This window comes from Collimonas sp. GW821-FHT02H07, assembly GCF_059421505.1.
Genome location: NZ_JBWKVC010000006.1, coordinates 130580 through 155675 on the forward strand (window position 1 = coordinate 130580; position 25096 = coordinate 155675).

The 25096-nt window shown below is 57.2% G+C and carries 28 protein-coding genes and 3 tRNA genes; 16 read left to right on the forward strand and 15 right to left on the reverse strand.

The features are described 5' to 3' along the window. Positions 1-2: 2 nt before the first annotated feature. Positions 3-1082: a uroporphyrinogen decarboxylase gene (gene hemE / locus AC07V8_RS11605; protein ID WP_494678397.1), complete on the forward strand. Its 1080-nt coding sequence runs from the start codon at positions 3-5 to the stop codon at positions 1080-1082. A gap of 102 nt (positions 1083-1184) precedes the next feature. Here the strand turns inward: hemE and AC07V8_RS11610 are convergent, their stop codons facing one another. Next, positions 1185-1367: a hypothetical protein gene (locus tag AC07V8_RS11610; RefSeq protein ID WP_494678396.1), complete on the reverse strand. Its 183-nt coding sequence runs from the start codon at positions 1365-1367 to the stop codon at positions 1185-1187. A gap of 531 nt (positions 1368-1898) precedes the next feature. Here AC07V8_RS11610 and AC07V8_RS11615 point away from each other — a divergent pair. Next, positions 1899-3941: a primosomal protein N' gene (locus tag AC07V8_RS11615; protein ID WP_494678395.1), complete on the forward strand. Its 2043-nt coding sequence runs from the start codon at positions 1899-1901 to the stop codon at positions 3939-3941. Here the strand turns inward: AC07V8_RS11615 and AC07V8_RS11620 are convergent. Further along, positions 3892-4728, reverse strand: coding sequence for a FadR/GntR family transcriptional regulator (locus AC07V8_RS11620; protein ID WP_494678394.1), 837 nt, complete (start codon positions 4726-4728; stop codon positions 3892-3894). The genes AC07V8_RS11615 and AC07V8_RS11620 overlap by 50 nt on opposite strands. Positions 4729-4953: 225 nt before the next feature. Between AC07V8_RS11620 and AC07V8_RS11625 the strand changes: the two genes are divergently transcribed. After that, a complete protein-coding gene (locus AC07V8_RS11625) occupies positions 4954-5295 on the forward strand; it encodes an L-rhamnose mutarotase (protein WP_494678393.1) in 342 nt (113 codons plus the stop codon). 4 nt (positions 5296-5299) lie between these two features. Here the strand turns inward: AC07V8_RS11625 and AC07V8_RS11630 are convergent, their stop codons facing one another. After that, a complete protein-coding gene (locus AC07V8_RS11630) occupies positions 5300-5998 on the reverse strand; it encodes a response regulator (RefSeq protein WP_494678392.1) in 699 nt (232 codons plus the stop codon). Positions 5999-6246: 248 nt separating this feature from the next. Between AC07V8_RS11630 and AC07V8_RS11635 the strand changes: the two genes are divergently transcribed. The 6 genes from AC07V8_RS11635 to AC07V8_RS11660 all read left to right on the forward strand — a co-directional run bounded on the left by AC07V8_RS11635 (position 6247) and on the right by AC07V8_RS11660 (position 12195). Beyond that, positions 6247-6879 carry a response regulator gene (locus AC07V8_RS11635; protein WP_494678391.1) on the forward strand — a complete coding sequence of 211 codons (633 nt, stop codon included), beginning with the start codon at positions 6247-6249 and terminating at the stop codon, positions 6877-6879. Positions 6880-6977: 98 nt separating this feature from the next. Continuing rightward, on the forward strand, positions 6978-7847 hold the full coding sequence (locus AC07V8_RS11640; protein WP_494678390.1) for a class I SAM-dependent methyltransferase: 870 nt from the start codon (positions 6978-6980) through the stop codon (positions 7845-7847). Between the two features lie 111 nt (positions 7848-7958). After that, a complete protein-coding gene (locus tag AC07V8_RS11645; RefSeq protein ID WP_494678389.1) occupies positions 7959-8318 on the forward strand; it encodes a hypothetical protein in 360 nt (119 codons plus the stop codon). Positions 8319-8618: 300 nt separating this feature from the next. Continuing rightward, positions 8619-10097 carry a DNA-3-methyladenine glycosylase 2 family protein gene (locus AC07V8_RS11650; protein ID WP_494678388.1) on the forward strand — a complete coding sequence of 493 codons (1479 nt, stop codon included), beginning with the start codon at positions 8619-8621 and terminating at the stop codon, positions 10095-10097. A gap of 192 nt (positions 10098-10289) precedes the next feature. Further along, positions 10290-10772, forward strand: coding sequence for a DUF4440 domain-containing protein (locus AC07V8_RS11655; RefSeq protein ID WP_494678387.1), 483 nt, complete (start codon positions 10290-10292; stop codon positions 10770-10772). 562 nt (positions 10773-11334) lie between these two features. Then, positions 11335-12195 carry a helix-turn-helix transcriptional regulator gene (locus AC07V8_RS11660; RefSeq protein ID WP_494678386.1) on the forward strand — a complete coding sequence of 287 codons (861 nt, stop codon included), beginning with the start codon at positions 11335-11337 and terminating at the stop codon, positions 12193-12195. Here AC07V8_RS11660 and AC07V8_RS11665 read toward each other — a convergent pair. Beyond that, on the reverse strand, positions 12188-12886 hold the full coding sequence (locus AC07V8_RS11665; RefSeq protein ID WP_494678385.1) for an RraA family protein: 699 nt from the start codon (positions 12884-12886) through the stop codon (positions 12188-12190). The genes AC07V8_RS11660 and AC07V8_RS11665 overlap by 8 nt on opposite strands. A 20-nt stretch (positions 12887-12906) precedes the next feature. Further along, a complete protein-coding gene (locus tag AC07V8_RS11670; protein ID WP_494678384.1) occupies positions 12907-13782 on the reverse strand; it encodes an SDR family NAD(P)-dependent oxidoreductase in 876 nt (291 codons plus the stop codon). A 210-nt stretch (positions 13783-13992) separates the two neighbouring features. Here AC07V8_RS11670 and AC07V8_RS11675 point away from each other — a divergent pair, with 210 nt between their 5' ends. The 4 genes from AC07V8_RS11675 to AC07V8_RS11690 all read left to right on the forward strand — a co-directional run bounded on the left by AC07V8_RS11675 (position 13993) and on the right by AC07V8_RS11690 (position 18270). Next, positions 13993-15144, forward strand: coding sequence for a mandelate racemase/muconate lactonizing enzyme family protein (locus AC07V8_RS11675; protein WP_494678383.1), 1152 nt, complete (start codon positions 13993-13995; stop codon positions 15142-15144). After that, a complete protein-coding gene (locus AC07V8_RS11680) occupies positions 15141-16022 on the forward strand; it encodes a RidA family protein (RefSeq protein WP_494678382.1) in 882 nt (293 codons plus the stop codon). The genes AC07V8_RS11675 and AC07V8_RS11680 overlap by 4 nt, the downstream gene beginning before the upstream one ends. Before the next feature lie 9 nt (positions 16023-16031). Next, a complete protein-coding gene (locus AC07V8_RS11685; RefSeq protein WP_494678381.1) occupies positions 16032-16802 on the forward strand; it encodes a creatininase family protein in 771 nt (256 codons plus the stop codon). A 70-nt stretch (positions 16803-16872) separates the two neighbouring features. Beyond that, positions 16873-18270, forward strand: coding sequence for a sugar porter family MFS transporter (locus AC07V8_RS11690; RefSeq protein WP_494678380.1), 1398 nt, complete (start codon positions 16873-16875; stop codon positions 18268-18270). 160 nt (positions 18271-18430) lie between these two features. On the opposite strand, the gene AC07V8_RS11695 is transcribed toward AC07V8_RS11690, so the two are convergent. Continuing rightward, positions 18431-18506, reverse strand: a tRNA-Arg gene (locus AC07V8_RS11695). Between the two features lie 200 nt (positions 18507-18706). Here AC07V8_RS11695 and AC07V8_RS11700 point away from each other — a divergent pair. After that, the gene (locus tag AC07V8_RS11700; protein WP_494678379.1) at positions 18707-19303 is read left to right on the forward strand and encodes a c-type cytochrome; all 597 of its coding nucleotides are present in this window, start codon (positions 18707-18709) and stop codon (positions 19301-19303) included. 75 nt (positions 19304-19378) lie between these two features. Here the strand turns inward: AC07V8_RS11700 and AC07V8_RS11705 are convergent, their stop codons facing one another. The 9 genes from AC07V8_RS11705 to AC07V8_RS11745 form a co-directional block, all read right to left on the reverse strand. Beyond that, a complete protein-coding gene (locus tag AC07V8_RS11705; protein ID WP_211442600.1) occupies positions 19379-20068 on the reverse strand; it encodes a YiaD family glycine zipper/OmpA-like lipoprotein in 690 nt (229 codons plus the stop codon). A 59-nt stretch (positions 20069-20127) separates the two neighbouring features. After that, the gene (locus tag AC07V8_RS11710) at positions 20128-20511 is read right to left on the reverse strand and encodes a hypothetical protein (protein WP_494678378.1); all 384 of its coding nucleotides are present in this window, start codon (positions 20509-20511) and stop codon (positions 20128-20130) included. A gap of 14 nt (positions 20512-20525) precedes the next feature. Continuing rightward, complete coding sequence (locus tag AC07V8_RS11715) at positions 20526-20912, reverse strand: phage holin family protein (RefSeq protein WP_211442598.1); 387 nt, start codon at positions 20910-20912, stop codon at positions 20526-20528. 24 nt (positions 20913-20936) lie between these two features. Beyond that, complete coding sequence (locus AC07V8_RS11720) at positions 20937-21239, reverse strand: ElaB/YgaM/YqjD family protein (protein WP_494678377.1); 303 nt, start codon at positions 21237-21239, stop codon at positions 20937-20939. Between the two features lie 203 nt (positions 21240-21442). Further along, positions 21443-21952: a hypothetical protein gene (locus tag AC07V8_RS11725; RefSeq protein ID WP_494678376.1), complete on the reverse strand. Its 510-nt coding sequence runs from the start codon at positions 21950-21952 to the stop codon at positions 21443-21445. Positions 21953-22060: 108 nt separating this feature from the next. Then, entirely contained in the window at positions 22061-22471 is a 411-nt protein-coding gene (gene rnk, locus AC07V8_RS11730) for a nucleoside diphosphate kinase regulator (RefSeq protein WP_494678375.1), read from the reverse strand. 175 nt (positions 22472-22646) lie between these two features. Continuing rightward, positions 22647-23117 (reverse strand): energy transducer TonB family protein, encoded by a 471-nt coding sequence (locus AC07V8_RS11735; protein WP_494678374.1) that lies wholly within the window; start codon positions 23115-23117, stop codon positions 22647-22649. Between the two features lie 129 nt (positions 23118-23246). Further along, the gene (locus tag AC07V8_RS11740) at positions 23247-23756 is read right to left on the reverse strand and encodes a carboxymuconolactone decarboxylase family protein (protein ID WP_494678373.1); all 510 of its coding nucleotides are present in this window, start codon (positions 23754-23756) and stop codon (positions 23247-23249) included. A gap of 156 nt (positions 23757-23912) precedes the next feature. After that, positions 23913-24458, reverse strand: coding sequence for a peroxiredoxin (locus AC07V8_RS11745; RefSeq protein WP_494678372.1), 546 nt, complete (start codon positions 24456-24458; stop codon positions 23913-23915). Positions 24459-24893: 435 nt separating this feature from the next. On the opposite strand from AC07V8_RS11745, the gene AC07V8_RS11750 reads away from it, so the two are divergent. Together AC07V8_RS11750 and AC07V8_RS11755 are read left to right on the forward strand one after the other, a co-directional pair. Further along, a tRNA-Val gene (locus AC07V8_RS11750) sits at positions 24894-24969 on the forward strand. A gap of 34 nt (positions 24970-25003) precedes the next feature. Further along, positions 25004-25080: transfer RNA gene (locus tag AC07V8_RS11755), tRNA-Asp, on the forward strand. Positions 25081-25096: the final 16 nt, after the last annotated feature.

Here is a 25096-nt window from a genome sequence, read left to right on the forward strand (position 1 = left end):
ATATGTCACAATTCGCCCCCCTGAAGAACGATACCTTCCTGCGCGCGCTGCTGCGCCAGCCGACCGAATACACGCCGCTGTGGCTGATGCGTCAGGCTGGCCGCTACCTGCCGGAATATCGCAAAACCCGCAGCCGCGCCGGGTCTTTCATGGGCCTGGCGACCAATCCCGATTACGCCACCGAAGTCACGCTGCAGCCGCTGGACCGCTTCCCGCTGGATGCCGCCATCCTGTTTTCCGACATCCTGACAGTGCCGGACGCCATGGGGCTGGGTTTGTATTTCGCCGACGGCGAAGGTCCCAAGTTCCAGCGCCCGCTGCGCGATGAAAAAGACGTCATGGCGCTGCAGGCGCCGGATCTGGCCAAGCTGGACTACGTTTTCAAGGCCGTTACGCAAATCCGCACTGAACTGGACGGCCGCGTGCCGCTGATCGGTTTTGCCGGCAGCCCCTGGACTCTGGCCTGCTATATGGTGGAAGGCGAGGGTTCGCGCGAGTTCCATACCGTCAAGACCATGCTGTACAACCGCCCGGACCTGATGCACCACGTGCTCAGCACCAACGCGGCGGCGGTGGCGGCCTATTTGAACGCGCAAATCGATGCCGGCGCGCAGGCCGTGATGATTTTCGATTCGTGGGGCGGGGCGCTGGCGGATGGCGCCTACCAGGAATTTTCGCTGGACTACATGCGCCAGGTGATGTCCCAGCTCAAGCGCGAGAAAGACGGCGTGCCGATTCCTGCGATCGTCTTTACCAAGGGCGGCGGCCTCTGGCTGGAAGAGATCGCCGACATCGGCGCCGATGCTGTCGGCCTCGACTGGAGCGTCAACCTGGCGCAAGCGCGCGCCCGCGTCGGCGACCGCGTCGCCCTGCAGGGCAATCTCGATCCAGCCGTGCTGTTTGCCAATCCTGAACAGATCCGCAGCGAAGTCAGCCGCTTGCTGAACGCCTATGGCACGCCGCAAGCCGGTCACGGCCACGTTTTCAACCTCGGCCACGGCATTTCGCAATTTACGCCGCCGGAATCGGTGGCGGTGATGGTCGATGCGGTCCACGAAATCAGCCACAAGCTGCGCGCATAGGATTGGCAAAGCGGGTTTTAGATTTCCTTGTGGAAAATTTTATTGTCACACAGCGTCACGCATAACACATTCAGTACGGCTGCGGATATCCATAGCCGCTAGTTATGCACAAAATAAATCTGCTGCACCACGGTAATTATTTATATCGATATTTTTATTTTGCAGATGGATTGTGTTTTGTAAGTATTTGATTTTTAAGGGTATATTTTCTGCTTTTAGTTTAGGCAATTTATTGAAACCCGCATCAAATATGAGGCTGCAGCCTGTCAAGAGCAGGTTACCCACAAAGTTATCCACAGACATTGTGGATAATTTGAAAAGCGCTTATGAAACCGATGCTTAGGGCGTTTCCTCATGTTTTACTTTAAGTGAAATCTCGGGAATTTGAAATCTTGATGATTTAGCCACAGTTGACGCGCCGCCAATTTTTCCGGAACAAAATGGGATGGATTCGACGAAAAAAGTCACATGATGGTGCACCGTGCCGGTTTCGCATGCCGGCATGAATGTTACCTTTTTGTGCTCCATTCTGGAACATTCAAAATTTAGTTATGCACATAATTTAGTTTCTGCAAGGCCATTTTTCAAATACGCCGGAAATTTTTCCTGTCCGTAGCGTATAAATTAAGTCTTTGATTTAAAAAGATATTAATTTTTATTTCAGTAATGGCAAAAGCCAGAATCAGATGTAAACACGCTGTTTTTGAATGTGTAGCTGACGTTGTCCACAAAGTTATCCACAGATAACGCGGGCACTTTCAAAAGCACTTATGAAACCGACAGTTAGCCTATTTCTTCGGGAATCACATTAAGTTCGTGAAACAAAGCATTCTTCAAATCGTCCTCGATACCCCCCTGGATAGCAGCTTCGATTATCTCTGGCAGGCCAGCGACGACAGCGAGCCTTTGCCGCAGGTCGGCCAGCTGGTGCAACTGTCGTTCGGCAGGCGCGAAGTGGTCGGCATGATTGTCGGCCTCAGCGACGAGAGCGACGTTCCTGTCGAAAAATTAAAAAATGTACAAGCCGTACGCCATCAGCTGCCGCCCTTGTCGGCGCAATGGCTGGCGCTGTGCCGCTTTGCCGCCGATTACTATCAGCGGCCGCTGGGCGAGGTGGCCTTGCCGGGCTTGCCGAAGAACTTGCGGGCGTTGAAGCCGGTTGCCCTGGACCGCGGATTGAAGAAATTGCAGCAGACCGGCAGCGCCCACGACGCCACGCCGATCGACGTGGCGCGCCTCAATCCGGCGCAGCAGCAGGCGGCCGACGCGATCGCCGGCGCCACCGGTTTTGCGCCGACCCTTTTATATGGCGTCACCGGCAGCGGCAAGACTGAGGTTTACCTGCAGGCGGCGGCGCAGATTCTGGCGCAGGGCGAGAACGGCGCCGACAACCTGTCGCAAATCCTGATCCTGGTGCCGGAAATTAACCTGACGCCGCAGCTGGAAGGGAATATCCGCGCCCGCTTTCCCGGCGTCACGGTGGCCACCCTGCACAGCGGCCTGGCCGAAGGCGAACGCATGCGCCACTGGCTGGCGGCGCACCTGGGACAGGCGCGCATCATCCTGGGCACTCGGCTGGCGGTGCTCGCTTCCTTGCCGCACTTGAAGCTCATCGTCATCGACGAGGAACACGATCCCTCCTACAAGCAGCAAGAAGGCTTGCGCTATTCGGCGCGCGATCTGGCGGTATGGCGCGCCCATCAGCTGAGTATCCCGATCGTGCTGGGCTCCGCCACGCCGTCGCTGGAAACCTGGCATCACGCGCAGTCCGGCCGCTACAAGAAACTGGAATTGCGCGAGCGCGCGGTCAAGGATGCGGTGTTGCCGAAGGTGCGCCGGATCGACATGGAGCGCGACAAACCCAGCGAAGGCCTGACCTCGACCCTGGTCAGCGCACTGAAGCAGAGGCTGGAGCGCGGCGAGCAGTCGCTGCTGTTCCTGAACCGGCGCGGCTATGCGCCGGTGATCGCCTGCGACGCCTGCGGCTGGGTCAGCAACTGCACCCGCTGCACTTCTTTCATGGTGCTGCACAAACCCGAGCATCGGCTGCGCTGCCATCACTGCAGCCTGGAGTTGCGCATCCCGAAATCCTGCCCGACCTGCGGCAACGTCGATCTGCAGCCGCTCGGCCGCGGCACGCAAAGACTGGAAGAAGGGCTGCAAGCCATGTTTCCGGAAGCGCGGGTGCTGCGCATCGATGCCGATTCGACCCGCCGCAAGGGCAGTGCGCAAGCCGCATTCGACAGCGTCCACAATGGCGAGGTGGATATCCTGATCGGCACCCAGATGGTGGCCAAGGGACATGACTTCAAAAACCTGACGCTGGTGGGCATCCTGAATCCCGATACAGCGCTGTTTTCCCACGACTACCGCGCCAGCGAACGGTTGTTTGCGCAGCTGATGCAGGTGGCCGGTCGCGCCGGCCGCGCCGCCCAGAAAGAGGGCGGCAGTCCCAGCGAAGTGCTGATCCAGACCCGTTATCCGCAGCACCCGCTGTATGCCGCCGTGATCGCCCACGACTACGATCACTTCGCCACATCCTTGCTGGAAGAGCGCGCGCAGGCCTGCCTGCCGCCTTATATCTATCAGGCTTTATTGCGTGCAGAAGCGAAAGAGCTGGAAACCGCGATTGAATTCCTGCAGCAGGCGGCCCATTGCATCGAGCACGAGGGCATCACCATGCATGATCCGATTCCGATGACCATGACCCGGGTCGCCAACGTCGACCGCGCGCAATTGCTGATCGAGTGCCCGTCGCGTCCCGGCCTGCAGGCTTTCCTGAGCGACTGGATGGCCGAACTGCGGCAGATCAAGACGCGCGCGAAGTGGTCTTTGGAAGTGGATCCGGTTGATATTTGACGCTGTGCTCCGGCACGGAACGGGAAAAAATCTTCACCACCGAATCCATGTGTGCGCGCATCGCCTTGCGCGCCGCCACCGGATCGCGCGCCTGCAGCGCTTCCAGGATCAGCTGGTGTTCATGCTCTGAACGGTTCGGCATGTCTTTCGAGGTGTACAGCGTTTGCAGGCGCTGGAACATCATGCCGTACTTGCGGCCCAGCAGATGGCTGACCAGCAGCAGATAGGCGGGGTTGCCGCTGGCTTCGGCGATGCGGATATGGAACAGGCGGTCGCCGGGATGGGTGTGCGAACCGTTGCGGTTGTCTTCGACATTGCGCGCATACGCTGCGGCTATGCTGCGCAGCTGCTCGTCAGTGGCGTTGACGGCGGCGAGGGCGGCGGTTTCCGGCTCAACCAGACGGCGCGCCTGCAGCAGCTTGAACGGCGGGATTTCATCGTCCAGCTCGTGGCTGATTTCCAGGTCGAGTTCTGGATCGATTTCCCAGCCGCTGCGGCGCGCGGCCTGCTGCAGCGCCGACGGCTTGGCTTCATCCTTGGCCGTGGCCTGCTCTTCAGGCGGCAGCACCATCACGCCGTTGCCGACCCGCACGCTGACAATCCCGATGACTTCCAGCGCAATCAAGGCCTCCCGCACGGAAGTGCGGCTGACGCCGAACTGCTTGGCCAGCTCCCGCTCGGGCGGCAGGTTGTCGCCGGGACCGTATTCGCCGCGGTCAATCATGTCGCGCAGCTGATCGGCGATTTGTTGATACAGGCGGCGGTTATGGATGACTTGTATGGGCATGGCAGCAATGAAAGATATTTTTCATATTGTGCCATGCCGGGGCCGCCGGCAGTCGAAACAGATGAGAGGGAAATCCGTCCGAGCAAGATAGACCGCGGGATTCAGGCGTTGCCGCCGGGATTTTTGGCGTGCTATTATTGGTCCAGCCAATAGACCTGTAAAAATGACATCTACCCAGGCTGGCGGCTCGTCGAACTGGGGCCTGAACTGTAAGGAGCTGCCGATATGCGCTACTGCCTGGCGCTGGATCTGCGAGACGATCCGGCTCTGATTCAAGAATACGAACAATATCATCGTGAGATCTGGCCCGAGATAGCTGCGCATCTGCGGCAGCAGGGCGTGCTCGCCATGGAGATCTATCGCCTCGGCACGCGGCTGGTGATGCTGATGGAAACCGACGACGCCGTCTACAGCGCAGAGCGGATGGCGCTTGCCGCCCGCGGCAATCCCAGGGTGCAGGAATGGGAAACCTTGATGTGGCGGTTCCAGGCTGCCACGCCATGGACCCCGGCGGGCGAAAAATGGACGCCGATGACGCAGATATTCGATCTCGGCCGGCAGCGCTGAACCCTTACGCCGTGGGCACCCGCCTGCCGCTTTCGGGCTCCGGCGGAAACCAGTCTTCCAGGCCTTCCGGCTGGACATTGTCGCCACTGACCGCGGCGCAGTAGCGGCCCAGCTCGATATCGTTGCGCAAACCCAGTTTTTTCATTGCTGATGCTTTTTGCAGGCTGACCGTCTTCACGCTTTTGCTGAGGCGCGTGGCGATATCGCGCAAACTGTTGCCCGCCACGTACAGGCGCAGCACCTCGGTCTCGCGCGGACTGGGGATCGGATATCTGGCTTGCTCCTCCATGCCGTTGCGCAGCAAGGCCTCAAACGAAGGGCCCACGTAAGGCGTGCTGTTACCCAGATGCCGGATGGTCTTGCCGATCTCGGGAATGGCGTCGCTCTTGTGCAGCAAGCCGTTCACGCCGCTATTGATGATCTGGTGCAGCACCACCGGAAAGTGATTCATGGTCAGCACTACCAGCCATGTATGCGGGTGGTGGCGCCGTATGTACGAGAGCAGGTGCAAGCCATCGCTGACGCGCGTCATCGGCATCGAAAACTCGGTGATGACCAGATCGCACGGGGTTGATTCAAGGCACTCGACCAGCGCATCGGCGCTGGAAACGCTGGCCACTACCCGGCAATCCGGCAAGTGATTCAGATAAACGCGCACCCCGGCGGTGAATACGGGGTGGTCGTCTGCAAGAATGATTTTCACAGTGTGTACTCCTTGGTAAAACCAAACCAGACTGGCCTGGTCCAGCAAGATCGGTATTCCGTAAATCCTAACAACTTGCGGTTGCTGGTTAAATATTAACTATTTTGCATTTAAGTTATCAATTCAACTGCACATTTAAGAAATTAGCATATATATTTAATAACATGTAAGCCGGATACTTTCTATTCCTTAACAATAAGTAAATCCCTAGCGCGCTACTTCAATCATTTACTCTCGGGAGGAACTCCATGATCAAAATCATCCTGGCCGACGATCACCCAGCCATTATTTCGGGTGTCCGGCAATATATCGACCTGACGCCTGGCTATGCGGTGGTGGCTACGGCGACCTCGACTGCGGAACTGTCGGCGCGGCTGCAAGATACGCCCTGCGACATGCTCATTTCCGAGTTTTCGCTGCCGAACAACCGGATCGGCGACGGCTATGCCCTGTTTAACCAGTTGAAGTGCGAATACCCGGCGATAGCGCTGATCGTGCTGACCACCATCGACATTCCGGCCGTGCTGTATCAGATTACGAATAGCGGCGTGAGCGGCGTGGTGCACAAGAGCGACGATATGAACGAGCTGGGGCGCGCTGTCGTGGAAGGCTCTTGCCGCGTCCCATACGTGAGCAAGGCGGCGCGGCTGCTGCTGAAGAAAGGCCCGAGCGGCAAAGCGCCGACCAGGCGCGAAGTCGAGGTGCTGAAGATGTACGTGGTCGGCAACAGTCTGCGGGAAATAGCCTCCCGCCTCCACAAGAGCGTCAAGACCGTGGGTTTGCAAAAAGCCTCGGCCATGAGAAAAATGGGCTTGCGCAACGATATCGAGCTGGGCCGTTACTCTTGCACGATGGGCCGCGTGAACCTGGAGCGGCGCTAGCTTTTTTGGCCGGGCGCTGGCGTTTCAAGACCTCTGGTCCTTGAAGCCGTTATACTTGAGGGATAACGGGCCAGCCTGGCCGACAGAAAGCAAGCTCCATGAACGGCATCAAATCAGAATCCAATTCCCCCGGGCAGCAAACGCCCAAACACGAAATTCGTCCCGGCCAATCGATAGAACTGCTCAAAGAGCTGCATATCCTGACGCGCGACGGCAAATTGAACCAGGACAGCCGCCGCAAGCTCAAGCAGGTATATCATCTATATCAATTCATTGAACCCTTGCTGCAGGAGATTCAGCGGGAACAAAGCGGCGTACAGCTGGTTGACCATGGGGCAGGCAAGTCCTACCTCGGATTCATTCTTTACGACCTGTTCTTCAAGACACTCAAGGACAATTCGCACATCTTCGGTATCGAGACGCGCGAAGAGCTGGTGAAGAAATCGCAGGAGCTGGCGCAGCGGCTGGAGTTTCCAGGCATGTCGTTCCTGAATTTGTCGGTGGCGGAATCGATAGAGTCCGCTTTGCTGCCGAACCGGATCGATGTCGTCACGGCATTGCATGCGTGCAATACCGCGACGGACGATGCGATCGAATTCGGCCTGAAGAAACAGGCACGCTTCATGGTGCTGGTGCCTTGCTGCCAGGCCGAAGTGGCTTCTGTGCTGAAAAAGAACAAGGGTAAGTCGCTGGGTAAGGATGCATTGACCGAAATCTGGCGCCATCCCTTGCACACCCGGGAATTCGGCAGCCAGGTCACTAATGTGCTGCGCTGTCTGCAGCTGGAAGCGCATGGCTATCAGGTCAGCGTAACCGAGCTGGTCGGCTGGGAGCATTCGATGAAGAATGAATTGATTATCGCCAATTACAAAAATCTGCCGCGCAAGCGACCGACCGAGCGTCTGCACGAAGTGCTGCACACGCTCGGGCTGGAAGAAATGCAGGAACGCTTTTTCACCAAGCACTGATTTTTTCTGCGAAAAAAAGCCCAGGAAAATCCAAACAATACCGAGTCTGCAACATCCGCCCGCGGCAAGCGGGCCGTCCATCATCACACCACTTAACCCAAGGAGAGTGACATGAGTAAGACGAGTGGCTCACATGCCGTTAAAGAATTCACCAAGGCGCCGTTGACCGAGGAAGGATTGACTGAAACGGTGCAGCGGATTACGGCAGGCACCGATGAATTCAGCGTATTGAACCATCCCGCGCGTGCCGCGCTGGTCGCCAAGGTGACTGAGCAATGGCAGCAGGAGTTCGTCAGCAGCTTCCATATCCCCGACGACCTTGCCAAGGCCGGCGAAGCCTATGCCGCCATCGAGCAGGGCGACAAATATCCAAGCCTGAGCGATGCTTCGCGCGAAGCGGTATTGAAACGCTTTGACGACCGCTACGGCGACGGCGGTCCGCGCCTATGGCCGGCCCTCAACGGCAAATAGAGCCTCAGCCTGGTCGAAGCCATGGAAACTGCGCTGCATGGCTTCCCAGCTGCCGCTGGCGCGCTGCGCGCCGGCGGCAAACAGCGCCCGCCGCGGGTGCGCCCGGCAGCGCCATCAGGCTGATCGGGCGGCGCAGCGCTGCTGATGCGCTGCAGCGCGACGACATCGGTCAACTCACGAATGAACACCGAATGTCGCGTACTGGCGCTTTTCGGACCTCGCCATTTTCATGATGATTGTCGTCATGTCCATGTCCGAAAACCGCTAGACAGTACAAAACTATGGCGCGATCATGCCGCCATGGAACTCGATCACGACACCTGCTACCGGGCGCTGGCCAGCCGCGACGCGCGCTTCGACGGCCGCTTCTTTGTCGCCGTCAAGACTACCGGCATCTATTGCCGGCCGATCTGCCCGGCGCGTACCGCCAAATCGGACAACGTCGTTTTTTTCCGCACTGCCGCCGCCGCCCAGGAAGCCGGCTTCCGCCCCTGCTTGCGCTGCCGGCCCGAAGCTGCGCCCGATTCCGGCGCCTGGCGCGGCGTTTCCAATACCGGGGTGTCGCACACCGTGGCGCGTGCGCTAGCATTGATAGAAATGGGAGCCCTTGATGACGCCGGCATGGACGCGCTGGCGGACCAGCTCGGCGTCGGTGAACGCCAGCTGCGCCGTCTGTTCGTGCAGCACGTAGGCGCCTCGCCGGCGACGGTAGCCCAGACCCGGCGCGTGCTGCTGGCCAAGCAGCTGATCCACGAAACCCGCATGCCGCTGACCGAAATCGCCTTCGCCGCCGGCTTCGGCAGCGTACGCCGCTTCAACGAAGTATTCCACGGCCTCTACCAACGTCCGCCCGGCGCCTTGCGGCGCAGCAGCCAGCCCGATCAATCGGCCGGGAAGCACGGCGAAGTCACGCTATTGCTGCGCTACCATCCGCCTTACGACTGGCCGGCCATGCTGGCGTTTTTACAGGCGCGCGCGATCACCGGCGTGGAACTGGTGGCCGACGGCTGCTATTCGCGCAGCATCAGCCTTGATGGCGCGCAGGGCACGGTACTGGTGCGGCAAGGCGCCGGCCACGCCTTGCAAGTCACCATCCGTTTCCCGCGCCTGGCATCGCTGGCGGCCATCATCGCCCGTCTGAGAAGAATGTTCGATCTCGCCGCCGACCCGCAAATCATCAACAGCCAGCTCGGTGAAGATCCACTGATGGCGCGGCTGACTGCCGCGCGGCCGGGGTTGCGCGTACCGGGCGCCTGGGATAGCTTTGAGCAGGCCATGCGTGCGGTGCTGGGACAGCAAATTACGGTCAGCGGCGCCATCAGGCTGGCCGGAAAGCTGACGGCGCAGCATGGTGTCGCGTTAAAGGAAACCTGTCCGGACCGCCCAGGGCTCACCCACGTATTCCCCCAGCCGGCGAGCGTGGCCGCAGCCGACCTGGCGGCGCTCGGCATGCCGAAATCGCGCGCAGCCACCTTGTCAGCCCTGGCCGCCGCGCTGGTGGCCGATCCGCAATTGCTGGACAGCCGCGCCAGCCTGGCCGAAGCCGTGCAGACATTGTGCGAATTGCCCGGCATCGGCGACTGGACCGCGCAATACTTCGCGCTGCGGCATCTGCGCGAACCGGATGCCTTCCCTGCGGCAGATGTGGCCCTGATGAATGCGATTGCGCTGCATGAAGGAGGAGCCAGGCCGAACGCCAAGGAGCTCAGCGCGCGGGCGGAAGCCTGGCGGCCATGGCGTGCTTACGCGGCGCAGCATCTTTGGACGTCCCTGGCCTGAACCGGCGCCAGCCGGCTGCCGCAGGAGCTGCACAAGCTGCCAAGTCCGTTTTTGCAAGAAGCGGCAACCGATCTTATTGATTGTGTACATGCTAAATATTGCCCAAATGCATTGTTTGGCATGATAAATTGGGCTCCAGCAACCCAATGCACGGCATTGGGCAGGATTCCATCACACATCAAGGAGCTGCCAATGAAGATCGCCGGTGTTTTCGTATTGACTCTTGCGCTAGCTGGTTGTGCAACGCATCAAACCGCATCGGATAGTCCGATGGCATTCAGGACCGAGAGCTGCAGGGCGATATCGGAACAGGAAGTTGCCGGACTCTTTGATCGCTGGAACCAATCGCTGCAGACAGGCGATCCCCATAAGGTGGTGGCCAATTACGCCGTGCGCTCCATCCTCCTGCCGACGGTTTCAAACAAGCCGCGGCTGACCCCGGCCGAGAAGGAGGATTATTTCCAGCACTTCCTTGAGAACCGTCCATCCGGGAAGATTGATTTTCGCTTCATTGAGCTAGGCTGCAATTCCGCCGTCGACGCCGGCTTGTACACGTTTACCTTCGGCAAAACCGGGGCAGTGGTCCAGGCCCGCTACACCTATACCTACCGATGGGACGGCGCTCAATGGCTCATTACCAGCCACCATTCATCCGCCATGCCGGAAAAGAATTAGGCGCGGGTCCCGGCCTTTGATAAATAAGCTTTGATCGGGCCGGACTTCCGGATGCGGACTGTTATTTCCGGCCTGGGCAATCGCCGGGGCAAACATTAACCGTAGAAAAAACTGATGCGGTCCGCACGCAATGAATCACTGAATCGGCTATCCGATGACCGTGTTGCGGTCTGCGGAAGAACGATCAAGTAACGGAAGCTATCACACCGCGCTGAGGTGGTCGCATAGAAATCACTCGTCTAACGATATTGAAGTGACGGGACATTGCATCGCGCATTTTCATGCGAACAGAATTTTCACTTAAACGTTTATCTGAAATTCCAGAGCCACCTTTTCAGGCAAGCACCGGCACGCGCAATCGCCTCCTCTCCCTGCATATTTTCTGCCGTGAAAGTCCGGCGATATTCTTCTCAATCCGGTCTCCCTTATGGCAATATGTGGGCGCAACATATTTTGTGAATGAGCTTCGTCACGATGCTGCCGATCAAGATATAGAGAGCACTTAGGTCAATTTATCGCAGTCAAAATATGACGCGTGCATCACCAACGTGTGGAGCGGTCTATGACGATCCAGCCAAGATTTTTCAATCAATATTTTTTTGATGAACACATTGATACTTTGGGTGTTCGATTATTGGGTTGCGGTCACTATAATCGCGCAATGTTCAAGGAGATTAATGCGCCACGCCGTCTAGGTTGCTATGGTTTGGTATTGCTGCTCGACGGCGAAGGCACTTTCGTCAGCGCCAGTGCCAGCGAAACGGCGCCATTGCAAGGTGGTGATGTTCTGCTGCTGTTTCCCGATGACTGGCATCTCTACAATCCGAGAGATAATGCCGAATGGCATGAGTATTGGTTTTTATTCGAAGGCGCGACAGTTGATGATATCTGCCGTCAGGGGCATTTTCAGAAAAATTTCCCCGTCATTCGACCTAACAATGTCGGTTTGCTGGAAAAAGAAGCGTCTACCTTGCTGTATAAAGCACACAATGGACATCACCAACAACTGCATGAAATCCCGCTTGGCTTATTGTCCTTGCTCGGACAGTTGAAAATATCTGGCGACCAGCCGCCGGAAGCCGATCTGGAAATCAATTTTTTGCTGGAGCAGATTCGCAGCGACCCTGCACGTGATTGGGATTTTCATCGGATCGCAGATCAGCATCATTGGAAGTACGACACGCTACGAAAAAAAATCACTGACGCGGTCGGTCTGCCGCCGCTGCGTTTCGTCAATACTTTGCGCATGCAATTGTCGTCGCAATACTTGCTGGATGGCGTCAGCGTGCAGCAAGCCGCGATCAACGTAGGCATCCAAGATGCCTATTACTACTCACGGCTGTTCAAATCCATCATGGGGACTTCCCCGAGCAATTTTTGTGATAACAAATGGTCCCGCGCGAGAGCGTATGACGCTACATAATGCCGAATTTCTCGAAGGCATCGACACAACTCATGCCGCCCTGAAGTGCGTGTAGAACTGCATTTTCCCCTTTCGATTTTTCGATGGCGGCAATGAACACGGCATGCTCGACCTTCTGCGGAACGATGACGACACCATCACGGTCGCCAAACACAATGTCGCCAGGGGTGATGTTAACATTGCCAAAGCGGATAGGTACGCGATAGTCGATGACTTTGCCTCGTGGCCCCTGGTCTTGTCCGTAGCTGCCGCCAGAAGCTACAGGAAAGCCTAGCCGCAGAATTTCCGCAGTGTCGCGCGAATAGCCATTTACTACCGCACCAGCCGCCTGGAGTTTCTGCGCGCGCGTACTCATCAAACCGCCCCACAATGCATATTCCCATGATGATCCGGAGCAAATATAGACTTCATCTTCGCGCAAACTGTCGAGCGCCGCGAACATTAATCCGAACGGTTGATTAATCTCTGCCGCATTGCCTTGATAACTGCCTCCCGGAGCGGAGTAGACGTCAGCTTCCAGTACCGGCATGGCGCGTCCGATGATGACCATATCGCTAGCAAGCACACGAATCTGCGGCGGCAGGAACTGATGCAAATACCCCAGCTGATCGAGAATGTCGCCTACCAGCGCTGGGAACAGTGTTTCTTTTGCGAGGGCAAACAGTTCTTTATCATTGTTCCAGCTATTCATGAATTTTCCTTTTGTTGATGTCAGACAAAATCATTGTTGTAGAGCATGGCCGTCATACCCGCATCAATGCGGATAGTCTGCCCGGTGATGAATCGGCTCAGGTCCGAAAGCAGAAATGCGGCCAGATAACCGCAGTCAATCGGCGCAATTTCGTGGGGCAGGCACTGCTGATTGCGCGAATGCTTGCCAACCCAGGCGACAGGGTCATCGGCCCAGGTTTTAATCAGCGCATAGTTCTGATCCGAATGGACATAACCTGGCGCAATGGCATTGACGCGGATGCCTTTGGCTCCGTACTCGACCGCCATGCCGCGTGAGAACGCTTCTATATTGCCCTTCGCGCCCGCATAGACCGCATACCGCGGCATTGTTGAATGTGCGTGTACCGACGAAATATTGACGATATTGCCGTCGCGTTCCGCTGCCAGGGCGCGCGTAATGAACAGCTTAGAGAGCCGCCATACCGCTGTGACATCAATGGCCGTCAGATTGGCCCATTCTTCCTCGCTCACCTCATGTGTCGTCTTGCTCAAGCCAATGCCGGCGTTATTTACCAAGCCATCGAGGTGGCATCCCTGCCCGTCTAGTTCAGAGAAAATATCCTCGCTTGTACGTTGCACCCTCAGATCGCCATAAACGAAATGTGCATTCGGAAAACGTTCCCGTACCGGCCCGGCATGGTGTTTATCAAGCACGTGGATGACGACGGTGGCATCTGCCTGGCTGATAGCGTCGCAGACGCCATAGCCAACGCCACTACCGCCACCGCCTGTCACCAGTATGGTTTTTCCTTTGAGCGATAACATCGATCTACTCCTAAAAAATATGAAATAGCGGCAGCATTTTTCCGCATGCGTTTTCTTTTTCTTTTTCTGTTCAGCCAATGTAGATGTCATTGCTCATCGAGTAAATGGACATATTGGTCTATTCCTAGACATTCTGGATTTTCGATTTGCGGCGCAACTGCGGTACGCCAAAATATCCATCCTGCTGTTTTCGTGCATTCACAGCTTCTGTACAAGTATCGGATGATGTAATCAGATCGATTTCATCATCAAGATTGCGGCGGTGCAAACTGTGCCGCACTGCCAGAGAGGTTCGTGTCCATGTCTGTACCGCTTAAAATCCGTTCGATGCGCTTTACCGAGGTTGTTGTTCGCGGCAAACCGGGAAGCATCAATTCCCCCCAGCTAGATAAACCTCTGCACAAATTGTCGATTGGCGGTCAGGCTGGATGGAGCAAGCAGTTCGATGAAGTTGAAAAACTGATTCTAGAAATGACGCTGGAGAATGGCGTGATCGGCCTTGGTGAATTTTATCGCGGCCATGATTGGGAAATTGTACGTAGCATTGCGGGCATGCTGATTGGCCGCAGCCTCGATGAGCTCCCTTTGCAGGCGCTGCCAATCGCCTTGTGTCGTGAATATGATGGTTTCGAATGCGCCATCTGGGATGCCTTTGCGCGTTCCTTCCAGTTGCGCGTGGTGGATTTGCTGGGTGGGCCTGTACAGAAAAAAATCAAGATCGGAGCCTGGACCGGACATCGTCTGCGAGATGAAATTGGCGGCATTGCAGCCAATTTCGCCAACCTTGGATTTACGTCGCTCAAGTTCAAATGCGATCTGGAGGACGACGTTGCTGCGTGGTGCGAGGAAGTGCGACACGCAGCACCGGATATACAGATCATCCTTGATCCCAATGAGCGTTGGGAAAACATGGCCAATGTCAAGCGCTTGCTGCCGCGCTTGCAGGCTGTCGGCAATGTTTTGTGCCTGGAAGATCCGCTGCCGCATTGGATGTTGAGCGAATATGCACGCTTGCGGCTGATGACGACCATACCGATATTTATGCACGTTTCACTACCTTACGTGAGCCACGGACAGCGCCCTCATGACGTGATCAATGCCATACAGCACGCGGCAATCGACGGATTTAATTTCAACGGCGGCCTCGCCGCCTTCCAACGCCTGGATCGTATTGCTGACACCGCCAGCTTGCCTTGCTGGCATGGTTCGGAACTTGATCTCGGTATTCTCGAAGCGATGTATCTGCACTCGATTGCAGCGGCACCATCATGTACTTTGCCATCGGATGTATTCGGTCAGCTGGTGCGGGAGCATGATCTGCTGACACAGCCATTGCGAATCGAAGCACCCTGGGCGCTTTTGCCTGAGGGGGCTGGCCTGGGTGTGGAGCTCGATCAGCATGCCTTGAAACACTATGCCTGCGGCACTTGGTTGCTGGAGGCGGCACGATGAACAATCCCTTTTCCATGCAAGATGATCAACGTCGAGCAATCTGGGAAATTCTGGTACGACGCGATGCCGATGCGTTCATCGCAAACGATTGGAGCATGACCGAACCGGATTTCGATCGTAATGATTTTTGCGCGATTGATGCCTGTGGCTCAGCCAATCCGGATAACTGGAAGTTGCTTTATGCGTCGCTGAATGCTTATCGCGATGAATGGCTACGTCAACGGGCTGAGTTTTCCATCGACGACTGCGTTCACGATCCGAAGCAGGAATTGCTGGCTGCGATGACCTTGTCCCATATTGAAATTATCGGCGATCGCGCCATCGCTCATAAAACGTTCAGTGGCGCAATCCACTTGCGCAAACACGCCAACATCCAGCTGCGCTGGAAGACCGTGTATCAATTGCGCAAATACGGTGATGACTGGAAGATCACCGGCTTTACCGGCTATCTTCCCAACGGAGATTCCGCTCCTGTCCAGGCGCGCCCAAAGCGGCTGATACAGCTGCCGGCCGAAGCCAGCCAGCACGTCACGGCCGGTCCTTATTCCCCGGCGTTGCAAGTGCGTTGCGGCCGCTTAATCGTGATTTCCGGACAGGCCGCAATCGACCATGCTGGCAACGTCGTCGGGGATGACATTGAAACCCAGACGGCGCTCACTCTGGACAATTGCCAGGCGCAGTTGCGAAGTGCCGGCGCTGCATTTTCCGATGTATTCAAAGTCAATGTTTACATGACCGATTTGAGCGACTGGCCGCGTTTCAATGCGGTGTATGCGCGACGTCTTCCTCAACCCTTTCCCGTGCGCACAGCAATCCAGACGGGACTATTGATGACGCTCAAAGTAGAAATTGAAATGTGGGCAATGCTGCCCGATTGAGGAGGCGATATGCGTTGGGAAAATTTTGTCAGCAAACGTTTGGCCGCCGTAGACAGGAATATTCCTGTACTGCTGGCTATTGGCGCGGTCGAACAACATGGAGCTCATCTGCCATTGGCAACCGACGCGTTGATTGCCACCCGTTTGTGCGAACAACTCGATGCGCGACTTGGAGAGCAGTTGCTGATTCTACCGGTGATGAGCGTTGGTTGCTCCGAACACCATATGGAATATTGCGGCACCTTGAGCCTACAGCATCAAAGTTTGATTGATAGCTGCACCGACACGATACAAAGCGTATTTCGCCATGGCTTTCGCAGTGTTTTTTTGTTGAATGCACACGGCGGCAATCAGGCGGTCTGTCAACTGCTGCTGGAGCAGATCGGACCACGCTGGCTCGACAGGAATATTGTCACCAGCAGTTGGTGGCGCATAGGCGGTGATGCCTTGGCGGCACTCAATGAATCTGGTTTAGGAGGCGTCGGTCATGCCTGCGAGTTTGAAACCTCTTTGATGTTGTATCTGGCACCGCAATTGGTCGATTCGAAAAGCATCGAAACCGGCGGAAACTTAAACAGACCGGAATGTCGCCTGCCAGCATGGGCCAGCGGCGACATGCTGCGCAGCGGAAAAGCTTCCATCTATCGAGATATTCGGGCGCAAACCGGAAACGGCGTGTTCGGCGCGCCTTTGTTCGCATCGGCAGAAAAGGGCGAAAAAATATTTGCCATTTTGATCGATGCGTTGAGCGACGTACTGATCGATATGCGGACTTTATAGCGTTTAAGCGTATCGATCAGCAGGAATTTCCATTTGAAAAGTTCTGAAGAGCAAAATTTCAGGAGGCAAAATGCTAAGAAATTATGATCGGTCAACAGTGTTGATCATCACGGTGGCAGCGATGGGCGGTTTGGTGTACGGCTATGACATCGGCATCATCAATGCGGCCATGCTTTACCTGCAAACGGATATTCCAATGAGCGCCGCGCAACTTGGCTGGATAGGATCGGCGGTTTTTGGCGGAGGCGCGTTCGCTATTTTTGTCACAGGCCCTTTAAGCGATATGTTTGGGCGGCGTCGGATGATGTTCGTCGGCTCTGCCATTTTTCTTGGAGGCGTGTTCGCCCTCTTTGTCGCGACAAGTTATTCGGTTTTGCTAAGCGGGCGATTGTTGCAAGGCTTGGGTGTCGGGGTGATGACCCTGGTCATCCCTCTTTATCTGGCTGAAATCACGCCACCGGTGATTCGCGGCAGAGGCATAGCGACATTTCAACTGATGCTGACTGCCGGTATCTTGTTTGCGGCCGCCGCCGGTTATTGGTTCGCGCAATCGGGAGGGGGGTGGCGCATCATGTTCGCTTCCTGCGCGTTGCCTTGCCTGCTGTTTGTCGTCGGCCTGATGCTCATTCCCGAAAGTCCTCGTTGGTTCATGCAAAAAAGGCAACCGGAACGTGCGCTCAAGGCATTGCAGGCAAGTCGTAGCGCAGAGGCGGCGGCAGAGGAATTTGCCAAGTTGAAGGCGCAACTTGACATGCCTTCCATGCAGCAGATCACAGGAGGCCGGTCATTGATGCAACTTTTTGAGCGTCGCTATCGCTTGCCGTTGCTGCTGGTATTGTCAGTAGCCGTGTTGAATCAATTGACCGGTATTGCACCGATACTTCAGTTCAGCGCCTTAATTTTAAAAGAGGCTGGTTCGGATACAAACACACTGGCCATCGCTGGCAGTATCTGGATCACCGTGATGAATCTGGTTGCGACCATCGTGGGCTTACTGCTGGTCGACCGAATTGGACGTCAGCCATTGCTGCGCATTGGAACAGGGGGCGCCGCCTTGAGTTTGCTCTGCGGGGCAAGCATTTTGTGGGGAATGGAAGCAGGCAACCTGAAAGCCTATATGGAGGCCTTCGCGGTTACCAGCTACATCGTATTTTTTGCGATTGGACCCGGAGTGGTGGTGTGGCTGGTCTTGTCTGAACTGTTGCCCAATGCGATACGGAGTTCCGGCATGGCCGTAGCCTTGACCTTGAACGCCTTCGCCGCATCCGGCATGTCGGGATTTTTTGTCTGGTCCGGCAGTACGTTAGGTTTCAGCGCCGCCTTACTGATATGTGCCGCATGTTGTTCGGTCTACTTCTTGCTGGCCTTCTTCTGGATACCGGAAACAAAAGGAAAAACTTTGGAGGAGATTGAGGCCAATTTCGAGCGGCGTCATGATGACGCAGTCCATTTGACGGCCCGTGGGTAGTATCGAACCGCACGCTGAAGGAAGAATAAGTCGTCAATTTTCCGCATTGCAGCATCATTGCGCGCGATTTCGACCAATGCGTCCTGCTCGCCGGACATATCAAGTTGGACGGCGAGCAAATAAAAAACGTCTGCTGAGCATCAATTTGAAATGAACTTTATGGTGCGGCTGGCTGGAATCGAACCAGCGACCCTTGGCTTCGGAGGCCAATACTCTATCCACTGAGCTACAGCCGCATAAGAGGAACGGTGAAGAGGCATGAAGGATACCGTTTTTCTGCGCGCGCGTCCATTTAAAGCAACTGTTGTTCGTTCCAAATAGTATTTATTGCGACTATAATCAAGGGTTTGGCGAGGGATCGTGGACTGTTCAGGCAGTTTGGACGGTTTTTTGGCGCGTATCCGGCTATGGCTTTGAAAATTGCACTGAGGGAATTATGAGCGACGCACAAAACGAAGAACATCAATCCGCGATCAAGACGCCTAAGCAACTGATCATTGCTGTTGCAGCCGGTTTTCTAGTACCTATCATCTGTATTGTGCTGCTGGTGCAATACGTTACCGCCGGCAAGAAAGTCGGCGCTGGTTCGGAAGGACAGACGCCGGAAGCGATTGCGGCCCGTATCCAGCCGGTCGCCGATGCCGGTTTCACCTTCAAGGACGTCAATGCGCCCAAGCAGCTGCTGTCCGGCGAAGAAGTCTTCAAGTCGACCTGCGCCGCCTGCCATGCAGCTGGCGTTGCCGGCGCTCCCAAGGTCGGCGATGTCGGCGCCTGGGGTCCGCGTCTGGCTGACGGCTACGACAAGGTAGTCGGCTACGCGCTGCACGGTTTGCGGGCGATGCCGGCCAAGGGCGGCAATCCGGATCTTGACGATATCGAAGTCGCGCGTGCGGTGGTCTACATGGCCAACCAGTCCGGCGGCAAGTTCAAGGAACCTGAAGTCCCGGCGGCGCCGGCCGCTGCTGCCGATGCGTCGGCAAGCACTGCCGCTACTGCCGCAGCCAGCGCTGCTTCGGAACCGGCCGCAAAGTAATTCTGAGTAGCCGGTCGTAAAAAAAACCAGTCGATGCATTGACTGGTTTTTTTTTGCCCAAAACTTCTGCTTGGATCAATAGGCTTGCGCCTGCGGCTGGCCCTGAGCAGGAGCCGGTTCGCGGACAAACAATTCAACACGGCGATTGATCGCGCGATTGGCGACCGTATCGTTGGCGACCAGAGGCTGGGTGGAGCCGAGGCCGTCCATGGTGATGCGGTTCGGCGCCACGCCGCGGCTGCTCAGGTAGCTGCTGACATTCTGCGCGCGCTGGCGTGACAGCGGGCCGTTGATGGCGTCCGTGCCGGTGTTATCCGTATGGCCGTAGACTTCCACCAGCGATGCCGGGTTCTGCACCAGCGTTGTCGCCAGCTGGTCCAGGATCGGACGCAGGGCTGGATTGAGGTCGGCGCGACCGGTAGCAAAGCCGGTATCGGCCGGAACGTTGACCTTCAGGCGGTTATCGGCAGTCTGCGTGACCTGGACATTGGTGCCGGCGGTAGCTCTTTCCATCGCCAGTTTCTGATCCTGCTGGTGCTTGCCCCAGATATTGCCGCCAACCGCGCCAATCGCAGCGCCGATCGCTGCACCGGCGGCTGTCCGCTTGGCGCCGCCAGGGCCGGCAATGCCGCCCACCAGGCCGCCCAGAACGGCGCCTGCGCCGGCACCATAAGCGGTCCCTTTTTGCGTTTCCGACATGTCGGCACAACCTGCAGTGGCCATGGTCACTGCCAGAACCAGGGCGCCTATCTTGAATTTATTCATGGTCTTTCCTCTCGAAGGTTGAGACAGCTTCAGCAAAAAACCGTGTCCCCGGCCGGGGGCTACGGCAATTCGTCATCCGTTGTTTCTTTACTATTTCTACTGCTGACAAAAACGGCGCCGCCGATCGCTGCGATCACGGCAGCACCGATTAAAAGGGGTTTGCGCGTGCTGCGCTTGGACAGCCACGATACGCCGGTCACCAGCAGCGGCAGCATGGCAGGGAGGTTGCTGCCCTTGAGGCTGCGGGACGTGCTGAACAGCGACGAAGCGATGCCGCTGGCACGGCCCAGCAGCACGGTGGCCAGCGATTTGGTGTTCAGGTTGGCGCGCACGATATCGCGCGAATGCAGCATCTCAGCGCGAAACTTCGCGCCTTCCGCCAGCAGCTTCTGCTTGCGCTCGGCGGGCGACAGATGATTATCCAGTCCTGCGTGTCGGCTCATGTCTGTTTTCCCGCTCAAAGTATGGCGTCGCGATCTTTGCGCAGCTCAGCCATGGTGACCGGCAGGCCGAGCCGGCCGTTGCGCAGTACGCTGCGTACATACAAGGCCGAGCCGAGCGCCAGCAGAGTGAAGAAGGCGCCCAGGATCACCAGTATCTTCCAGCCCATCGATTCCCACGCCAGCACTACCACCAGCGCGCTCCAGAACGCCAGCGCGAACCACAGCGCGACGATGCTGAGGGCGCACACCAGCAACAGTTTCAGCAGATGGGCGCCGATTTCGGAAAACTCCAGGGCGGCCAGCTCGATGCGGCTGATCACCAGCGCAAACATGTTCTTGGCGGTGCTGACCAGGCCGGACACCAGGCCCGGACTGCTGTGCTTGGCTTGTTGTGGGTTCATGCGTGCCTGACGGTTATGCTGCGTTTACTTGCGGGAAATTGCCAGTCCGACCAGCAAGCCGATGCCGGCGGAAATGGCGATTGCGCGCCATGGGTTTTCCTGGACATAGTCATCGGTGGTGGCCGCGAGATCCTTGCCGGCCTCGATCGCTGCTGCGTGCACGTCTTGTGCTTTAGATACAGCAGCGTCAAGTAGTTCCAAACCTTTTTGGCGCAGATCCTCGGCTTTTTCGCCGGTAGTGGCGGCGGCTTCGCGGAACAGCTCTTGCGCATCCTTGACCAGGCTACGGACATCGCTTCGGGTGGTTTTCAAAGTGGATCTATGCATTGTGAGACTCCTCGATTCGTGATTTTTTTCAGTATAGTCAATACAAGCCATGGCGGCTGCGGCCGAGCCAGCTTAAGCGATATCGCCGATGATACAGGCTACTGTGCCAGTCTGCCAACATGGTGTTTTTGTCCGCAAATGTGCACCGGATGGCGCCGGTTGCAGGCAATTTCCGGCCCGGCGGCATTGCTGGCGCACCCTGGTTATTGACGGTCGCGCAGTTCCGCAATCTTTTCGATATTGCCGATCTGGATCACGATCGGCCGCAGCGCGATGGTGGCCTGCGCCGGGCGCCAGGCAAACAGCCATTCGTGCTGGGCGGCGTCGCGCTTCGGCTTGGTAAACGTAGCGCCGAGCGGGCTCGGCTGACCGTAGCTGATGGCGGCGTCGATGCCGGCCCAGTTGGGCAGCAGGCGCTGGGCGGCGCGATGCACCAGTTCGCCGAACTGCTCAGTGTCGTGGATCACCAGGCAGCAGTCGGACGGCGCGAAGGCGTTGAACAGGCTGGCGTCGTCGCTGCTGCTCAGGCTCAGGGTCAGCAGTTGCGGCAGGGTCTTGGCGCCGGAACTGCGCGGATGGTGGAGATTGCTGATCTGCAGGCTTTCGGCCGGCGGCCGCAGGCGGAATTCGCCGAGCGTCAGGGAGCGTTCCAGCCATTGCCGCTCCGAATAGCGATAGAGTTTGGGAGGGCGTTGATAATCTGCGCTTAACATGATGACCTATCTTTACTTTTTTGCGTAACAGACGCGTTGCTTCGGCGTCTTGAAAACCTGCGGCAGCAGCGTTGTCGCTGCCGCATACGAATGCGATTGCAGATGGGGTTAAAGGTGAAACTCGCCGTTGGCTTCCGGCTGGTACGTCACGTCCAGGATGCGCAGCTGCAGCGGGCGGCCGCCCGGACCCTGCCAGGAAATCGACTGTCCCACCGACAGGCCGAGCAGGGCGCTGCCGACCGGCGCCAGGATCGATACCGCATTGGGCGGATTGGACGGACCGGGATAAGCCAGCGTCATGTCGTATTCGACCTTGCTGACATCGTCGATGAAACGCACGGCGGAATTCATGGTGATCAGGCCCGGCGGAATCTGTTCCGGATCCACCACCGTGGCGCGTTGCAGTTCCTGTTCCAGCGCATCGATGCCTGGCAGGTTGCGGTAGGCGGCCGATGCCAGCAGTTGTTCAATACGTTCCAGGTCGAAGCTGGAAATGGTGATTGGCGGCTTGATATCCATGACTGTGCGGTCTCGTAGAAAAAGGGGAGTAGGTGCGGACGCGGCGCGATGAAGAGTCGCGCGAGTGCTTCCTTGCGTCCTGGCTGGTAGCTCGATGGTAGGCGAGAAGTGCGCGCGAAGCAAGTTTCGCCGGCCGCGCCGGCGCCGGGGCGCGACCGCCAGCATGTACGGCGCGCTACTGGTCCATCTGCTGTTCGGCGACCGAGCGCAGCTGGAAGCGGCCGTCGTCGTTGAACAGCCAGCTTTCCGCGATCTCGACTTCGCCGCGGCGCAGGAATTTGCTGTCCGGTTTAGGGAAGGGCGCGGCGCGGCGCACCGCCGCCAGGGCGCTGGCCTCGGCCTTGCGGTCCTTGTTGCTGCGCAGGATTTCAGCGCGCAGCAGCTGGCCGTCGGCATTCACATAATATTTAATTACGATCACCGCGCGCAGCAGCGCCTGCGGCCGGCCGACATACACGTCGGTGGAGTTGACGGCGACGATTCTTTGCGCCAGTCCGCGCTTGTAGTCGTCCAGCGTGGTGGCGGTCGAGGTGGCGTTGGGCGTGGTGGCAGGCGCCGGCGGCGGCGCCTGCCCCGGTATCAGATTGCAGGCTGCCAGCAGGAGCGCCGCGCCACCGTACAAGCCTAGATTGATCCTGGCGTTCATCGCGCTCTCCTCGAACTGGACAGATTAAGACAAGCCGTAAACCATTTTAGGACGAGAGCGTGCGCCGGTCCAAATAAAAAAGCCATCGGCTGCTGCAGATGGCTTTTGAGCGACATGACGGATGACCGATCAGTTCAGCTTGATCAGTTTGCTGGTGGCGTTGACGGCTGCCGCCAGCTTGCCGATGTCGCGCAGTTCGGCCGGCGTGATGCCCAGTTTTTTCAGTTCGGCGATATGGCCGCTGACGCAGCCGCGGCATTTGCCGACGATCGATGCCGCCAGCGTGTAGATCTCGAAGTGCTTCTTGTCGACGCCGCCGTGGGTGGCATAGGCTTGCATGCGGATTTGCGGCGGCTGGGTTTTCAGTTCCGCGTCCTCGGCCAGATCCAGGTAGCTGTACCAGATATTGGTCATGCCCATGATGGCGGCCGCGGTCTTGGCGGCGGTGGCTTCCACTTCCGTGGTCAAACCCTGGAACGCTTTAACCAGTTGCGGACTGCCGGCCGAGATCGCTGCCGCAATGCCTGCGGCCGCCGCGACTTCAGGCGCCAGGCCAGACTTGTTCAAAGCGCCGTCCAGGGTGATCCAGACGTCCTTGGCATACGATGGGATGGCATCTCGTAGTTGAAGCATATCCATGGTTTCTCCTTAAATACTGAAATACGGAATTCAAATCGCGTCCGCGCGCGGGGCAGGCCGTCTGGGCCGACCCCGCTGCGGACGTTTGCTGCATTGCTGAATTGCTTGCTGTATCAAGCGGATCAGGCGCGTTGCGCCTGACCGGATCCGGATGGATTACAGGGTTTCGCCGCCAGGAGCGCGGTTGCAGGCGCACAGTTCGCCGGTTTGCAGAGCGTCCAGGACGCGCAGTGTTTCTTCCGGGTTGCGGCCGACGTCCAGGTTGTTGACGGTAACGTGCTGGATGACGTTTTGTGGGTCGATGATGAAAGTCGCGCGCAGTGCAACGCCGGCTTCATGACGGATGCCCAGCTGGTCGATCAGGCTGCCGGTAGTGTCGGCGAACTGCCAGTGACCCAGTTTGTTCAGGTCGGAGTGCTCACGACGCCATGCCAGCTTGACGAATTCATTGTCGGACGAGCCGCCCAGCAAGACTGCATCGCGGTCATCGAAGTCGCGTGCCAGCTTGTTGTAGGCAACGATTTCAGTCGGGCAGACGAATGTGAAATCCTTTGGGTAGAAGTACAGGACTTTCCATTTGCCAGGAAACGAAGTTTCGGTGATGGTTTCAAACGCCGACACGCCGCTTTCTTCAGGCAGGTTGAAGCCAGGCTTTACGCCGTCGACCTTGAATGGTGCGAGAGATTGTCCGATTGTTTTCAACGTGATTCCTTTCGATAGTAAAAGTTAATTATATACAATTTGTTGATAGCATTAATTGTATATTCCTATGAGGACGATAGGTCGTTGCTGCGGTGCAGGAAGAAACCGCGCCGTACGTAACGATCTGCGTCAGGGTGTTAAGCTGCGTAACTCGTCATGCCAGTTACAACAGTCGACGTGAATCCAGCGTTCCATTGTTCCAGAAAACCAATTCACGCGAAAGAATAGCAGAGTGCGCCGCACCGCGTGGCCGCCGGGCTGCGATTTTGCGGGCGGAATCCGCGGTGCTCACAGAGGGAAACACAGGGCCGCCAAAAACTTTTTAAACAATTTTTTGCGAAGCGCTGGTTTTTTTAAAAAAACCGTTGTACAATCTGCCCCCTTCAGGCGTAGTGACATACGCACCGAAAGATAGTCTGACTAAGTGTGCAATTTGGGTGCTTAGCTCAGTTGGTAGAGCGGCGCCCTTACAAGGCGTAGGTCGGGAGTTCGAGCCTCTCAGCACCCACCAAACAGATTATCTGGCGGCAATGAAGAGCAGTTTAGGAGTGGTAGTTCAGTTGGTTAGAATACCGGCCTGTCACGCCGGGGGTCGCGGGTTCGAGTCCCGTCCACTCCGCCAAGAATACAAATGCCCG

What these genes read in the sequence shown, in the direction of transcription:
- hemE (WP_494678397.1), top strand. Translation starts at nt 3, where the DNA reads ATGTCACAATTCGCCCCCCTGAAGAACGATACCTTCCTGCGCGCGCTG.
- AC07V8_RS11620 (WP_494678394.1), bottom strand. Translation starts at nt 4,728, where the DNA reads ATGCCCATACAAGTCATCCATAACCGCCGCCTGTATCAACAAATCGCC.
- AC07V8_RS11625 (WP_494678393.1), top strand. Translation starts at nt 4,954, where the DNA reads ATGCGCTACTGCCTGGCGCTGGATCTGCGAGACGATCCGGCTCTGATT.
- AC07V8_RS11635 (WP_494678391.1), top strand. Translation starts at nt 6,247, where the DNA reads ATGATCAAAATCATCCTGGCCGACGATCACCCAGCCATTATTTCGGGT.
- AC07V8_RS11640 (WP_494678390.1), top strand. Translation starts at nt 6,978, where the DNA reads ATGAACGGCATCAAATCAGAATCCAATTCCCCCGGGCAGCAAACGCCC.
- AC07V8_RS11645 (WP_494678389.1), top strand. Translation starts at nt 7,959, where the DNA reads ATGAGTAAGACGAGTGGCTCACATGCCGTTAAAGAATTCACCAAGGCG.
- AC07V8_RS11650 (WP_494678388.1), top strand. Translation starts at nt 8,619, where the DNA reads ATGGAACTCGATCACGACACCTGCTACCGGGCGCTGGCCAGCCGCGAC.
- AC07V8_RS11655 (WP_494678387.1), top strand. Translation starts at nt 10,290, where the DNA reads ATGAAGATCGCCGGTGTTTTCGTATTGACTCTTGCGCTAGCTGGTTGT.
- AC07V8_RS11660 (WP_494678386.1), top strand. Translation starts at nt 11,335, where the DNA reads ATGACGATCCAGCCAAGATTTTTCAATCAATATTTTTTTGATGAACAC.
- AC07V8_RS11665 (WP_494678385.1), bottom strand. Translation starts at nt 12,886, where the DNA reads ATGAATAGCTGGAACAATGATAAAGAACTGTTTGCCCTCGCAAAAGAA.
- AC07V8_RS11670 (WP_494678384.1), bottom strand. Translation starts at nt 13,782, where the DNA reads ATGACATCTACATTGGCTGAACAGAAAAAGAAAAAGAAAACGCATGCG.
- AC07V8_RS11675 (WP_494678383.1), top strand. Translation starts at nt 13,993, where the DNA reads ATGTCTGTACCGCTTAAAATCCGTTCGATGCGCTTTACCGAGGTTGTT.
- AC07V8_RS11680 (WP_494678382.1), top strand. Translation starts at nt 15,141, where the DNA reads ATGAACAATCCCTTTTCCATGCAAGATGATCAACGTCGAGCAATCTGG.
- AC07V8_RS11685 (WP_494678381.1), top strand. Translation starts at nt 16,032, where the DNA reads ATGCGTTGGGAAAATTTTGTCAGCAAACGTTTGGCCGCCGTAGACAGG.
- AC07V8_RS11690 (WP_494678380.1), top strand. Translation starts at nt 16,873, where the DNA reads ATGCTAAGAAATTATGATCGGTCAACAGTGTTGATCATCACGGTGGCA.
- AC07V8_RS11700 (WP_494678379.1), top strand. Translation starts at nt 18,707, where the DNA reads ATGAGCGACGCACAAAACGAAGAACATCAATCCGCGATCAAGACGCCT.
- AC07V8_RS11705 (WP_211442600.1), bottom strand. Translation starts at nt 20,068, where the DNA reads ATGAATAAATTCAAGATAGGCGCCCTGGTTCTGGCAGTGACCATGGCC.
- AC07V8_RS11710 (WP_494678378.1), bottom strand. Translation starts at nt 20,511, where the DNA reads ATGAGCCGACACGCAGGACTGGATAATCATCTGTCGCCCGCCGAGCGC.
- AC07V8_RS11715 (WP_211442598.1), bottom strand. Translation starts at nt 20,912, where the DNA reads ATGAACCCACAACAAGCCAAGCACAGCAGTCCGGGCCTGGTGTCCGGC.
- AC07V8_RS11720 (WP_494678377.1), bottom strand. Translation starts at nt 21,239, where the DNA reads ATGCATAGATCCACTTTGAAAACCACCCGAAGCGATGTCCGTAGCCTG.
- AC07V8_RS11725 (WP_494678376.1), bottom strand. Translation starts at nt 21,952, where the DNA reads ATGTTAAGCGCAGATTATCAACGCCCTCCCAAACTCTATCGCTATTCG.
- rnk (WP_494678375.1), bottom strand. Translation starts at nt 22,471, where the DNA reads ATGGATATCAAGCCGCCAATCACCATTTCCAGCTTCGACCTGGAACGT.
- AC07V8_RS11735 (WP_494678374.1), bottom strand. Translation starts at nt 23,117, where the DNA reads ATGAACGCCAGGATCAATCTAGGCTTGTACGGTGGCGCGGCGCTCCTG.
- AC07V8_RS11740 (WP_494678373.1), bottom strand. Translation starts at nt 23,756, where the DNA reads ATGGATATGCTTCAACTACGAGATGCCATCCCATCGTATGCCAAGGAC.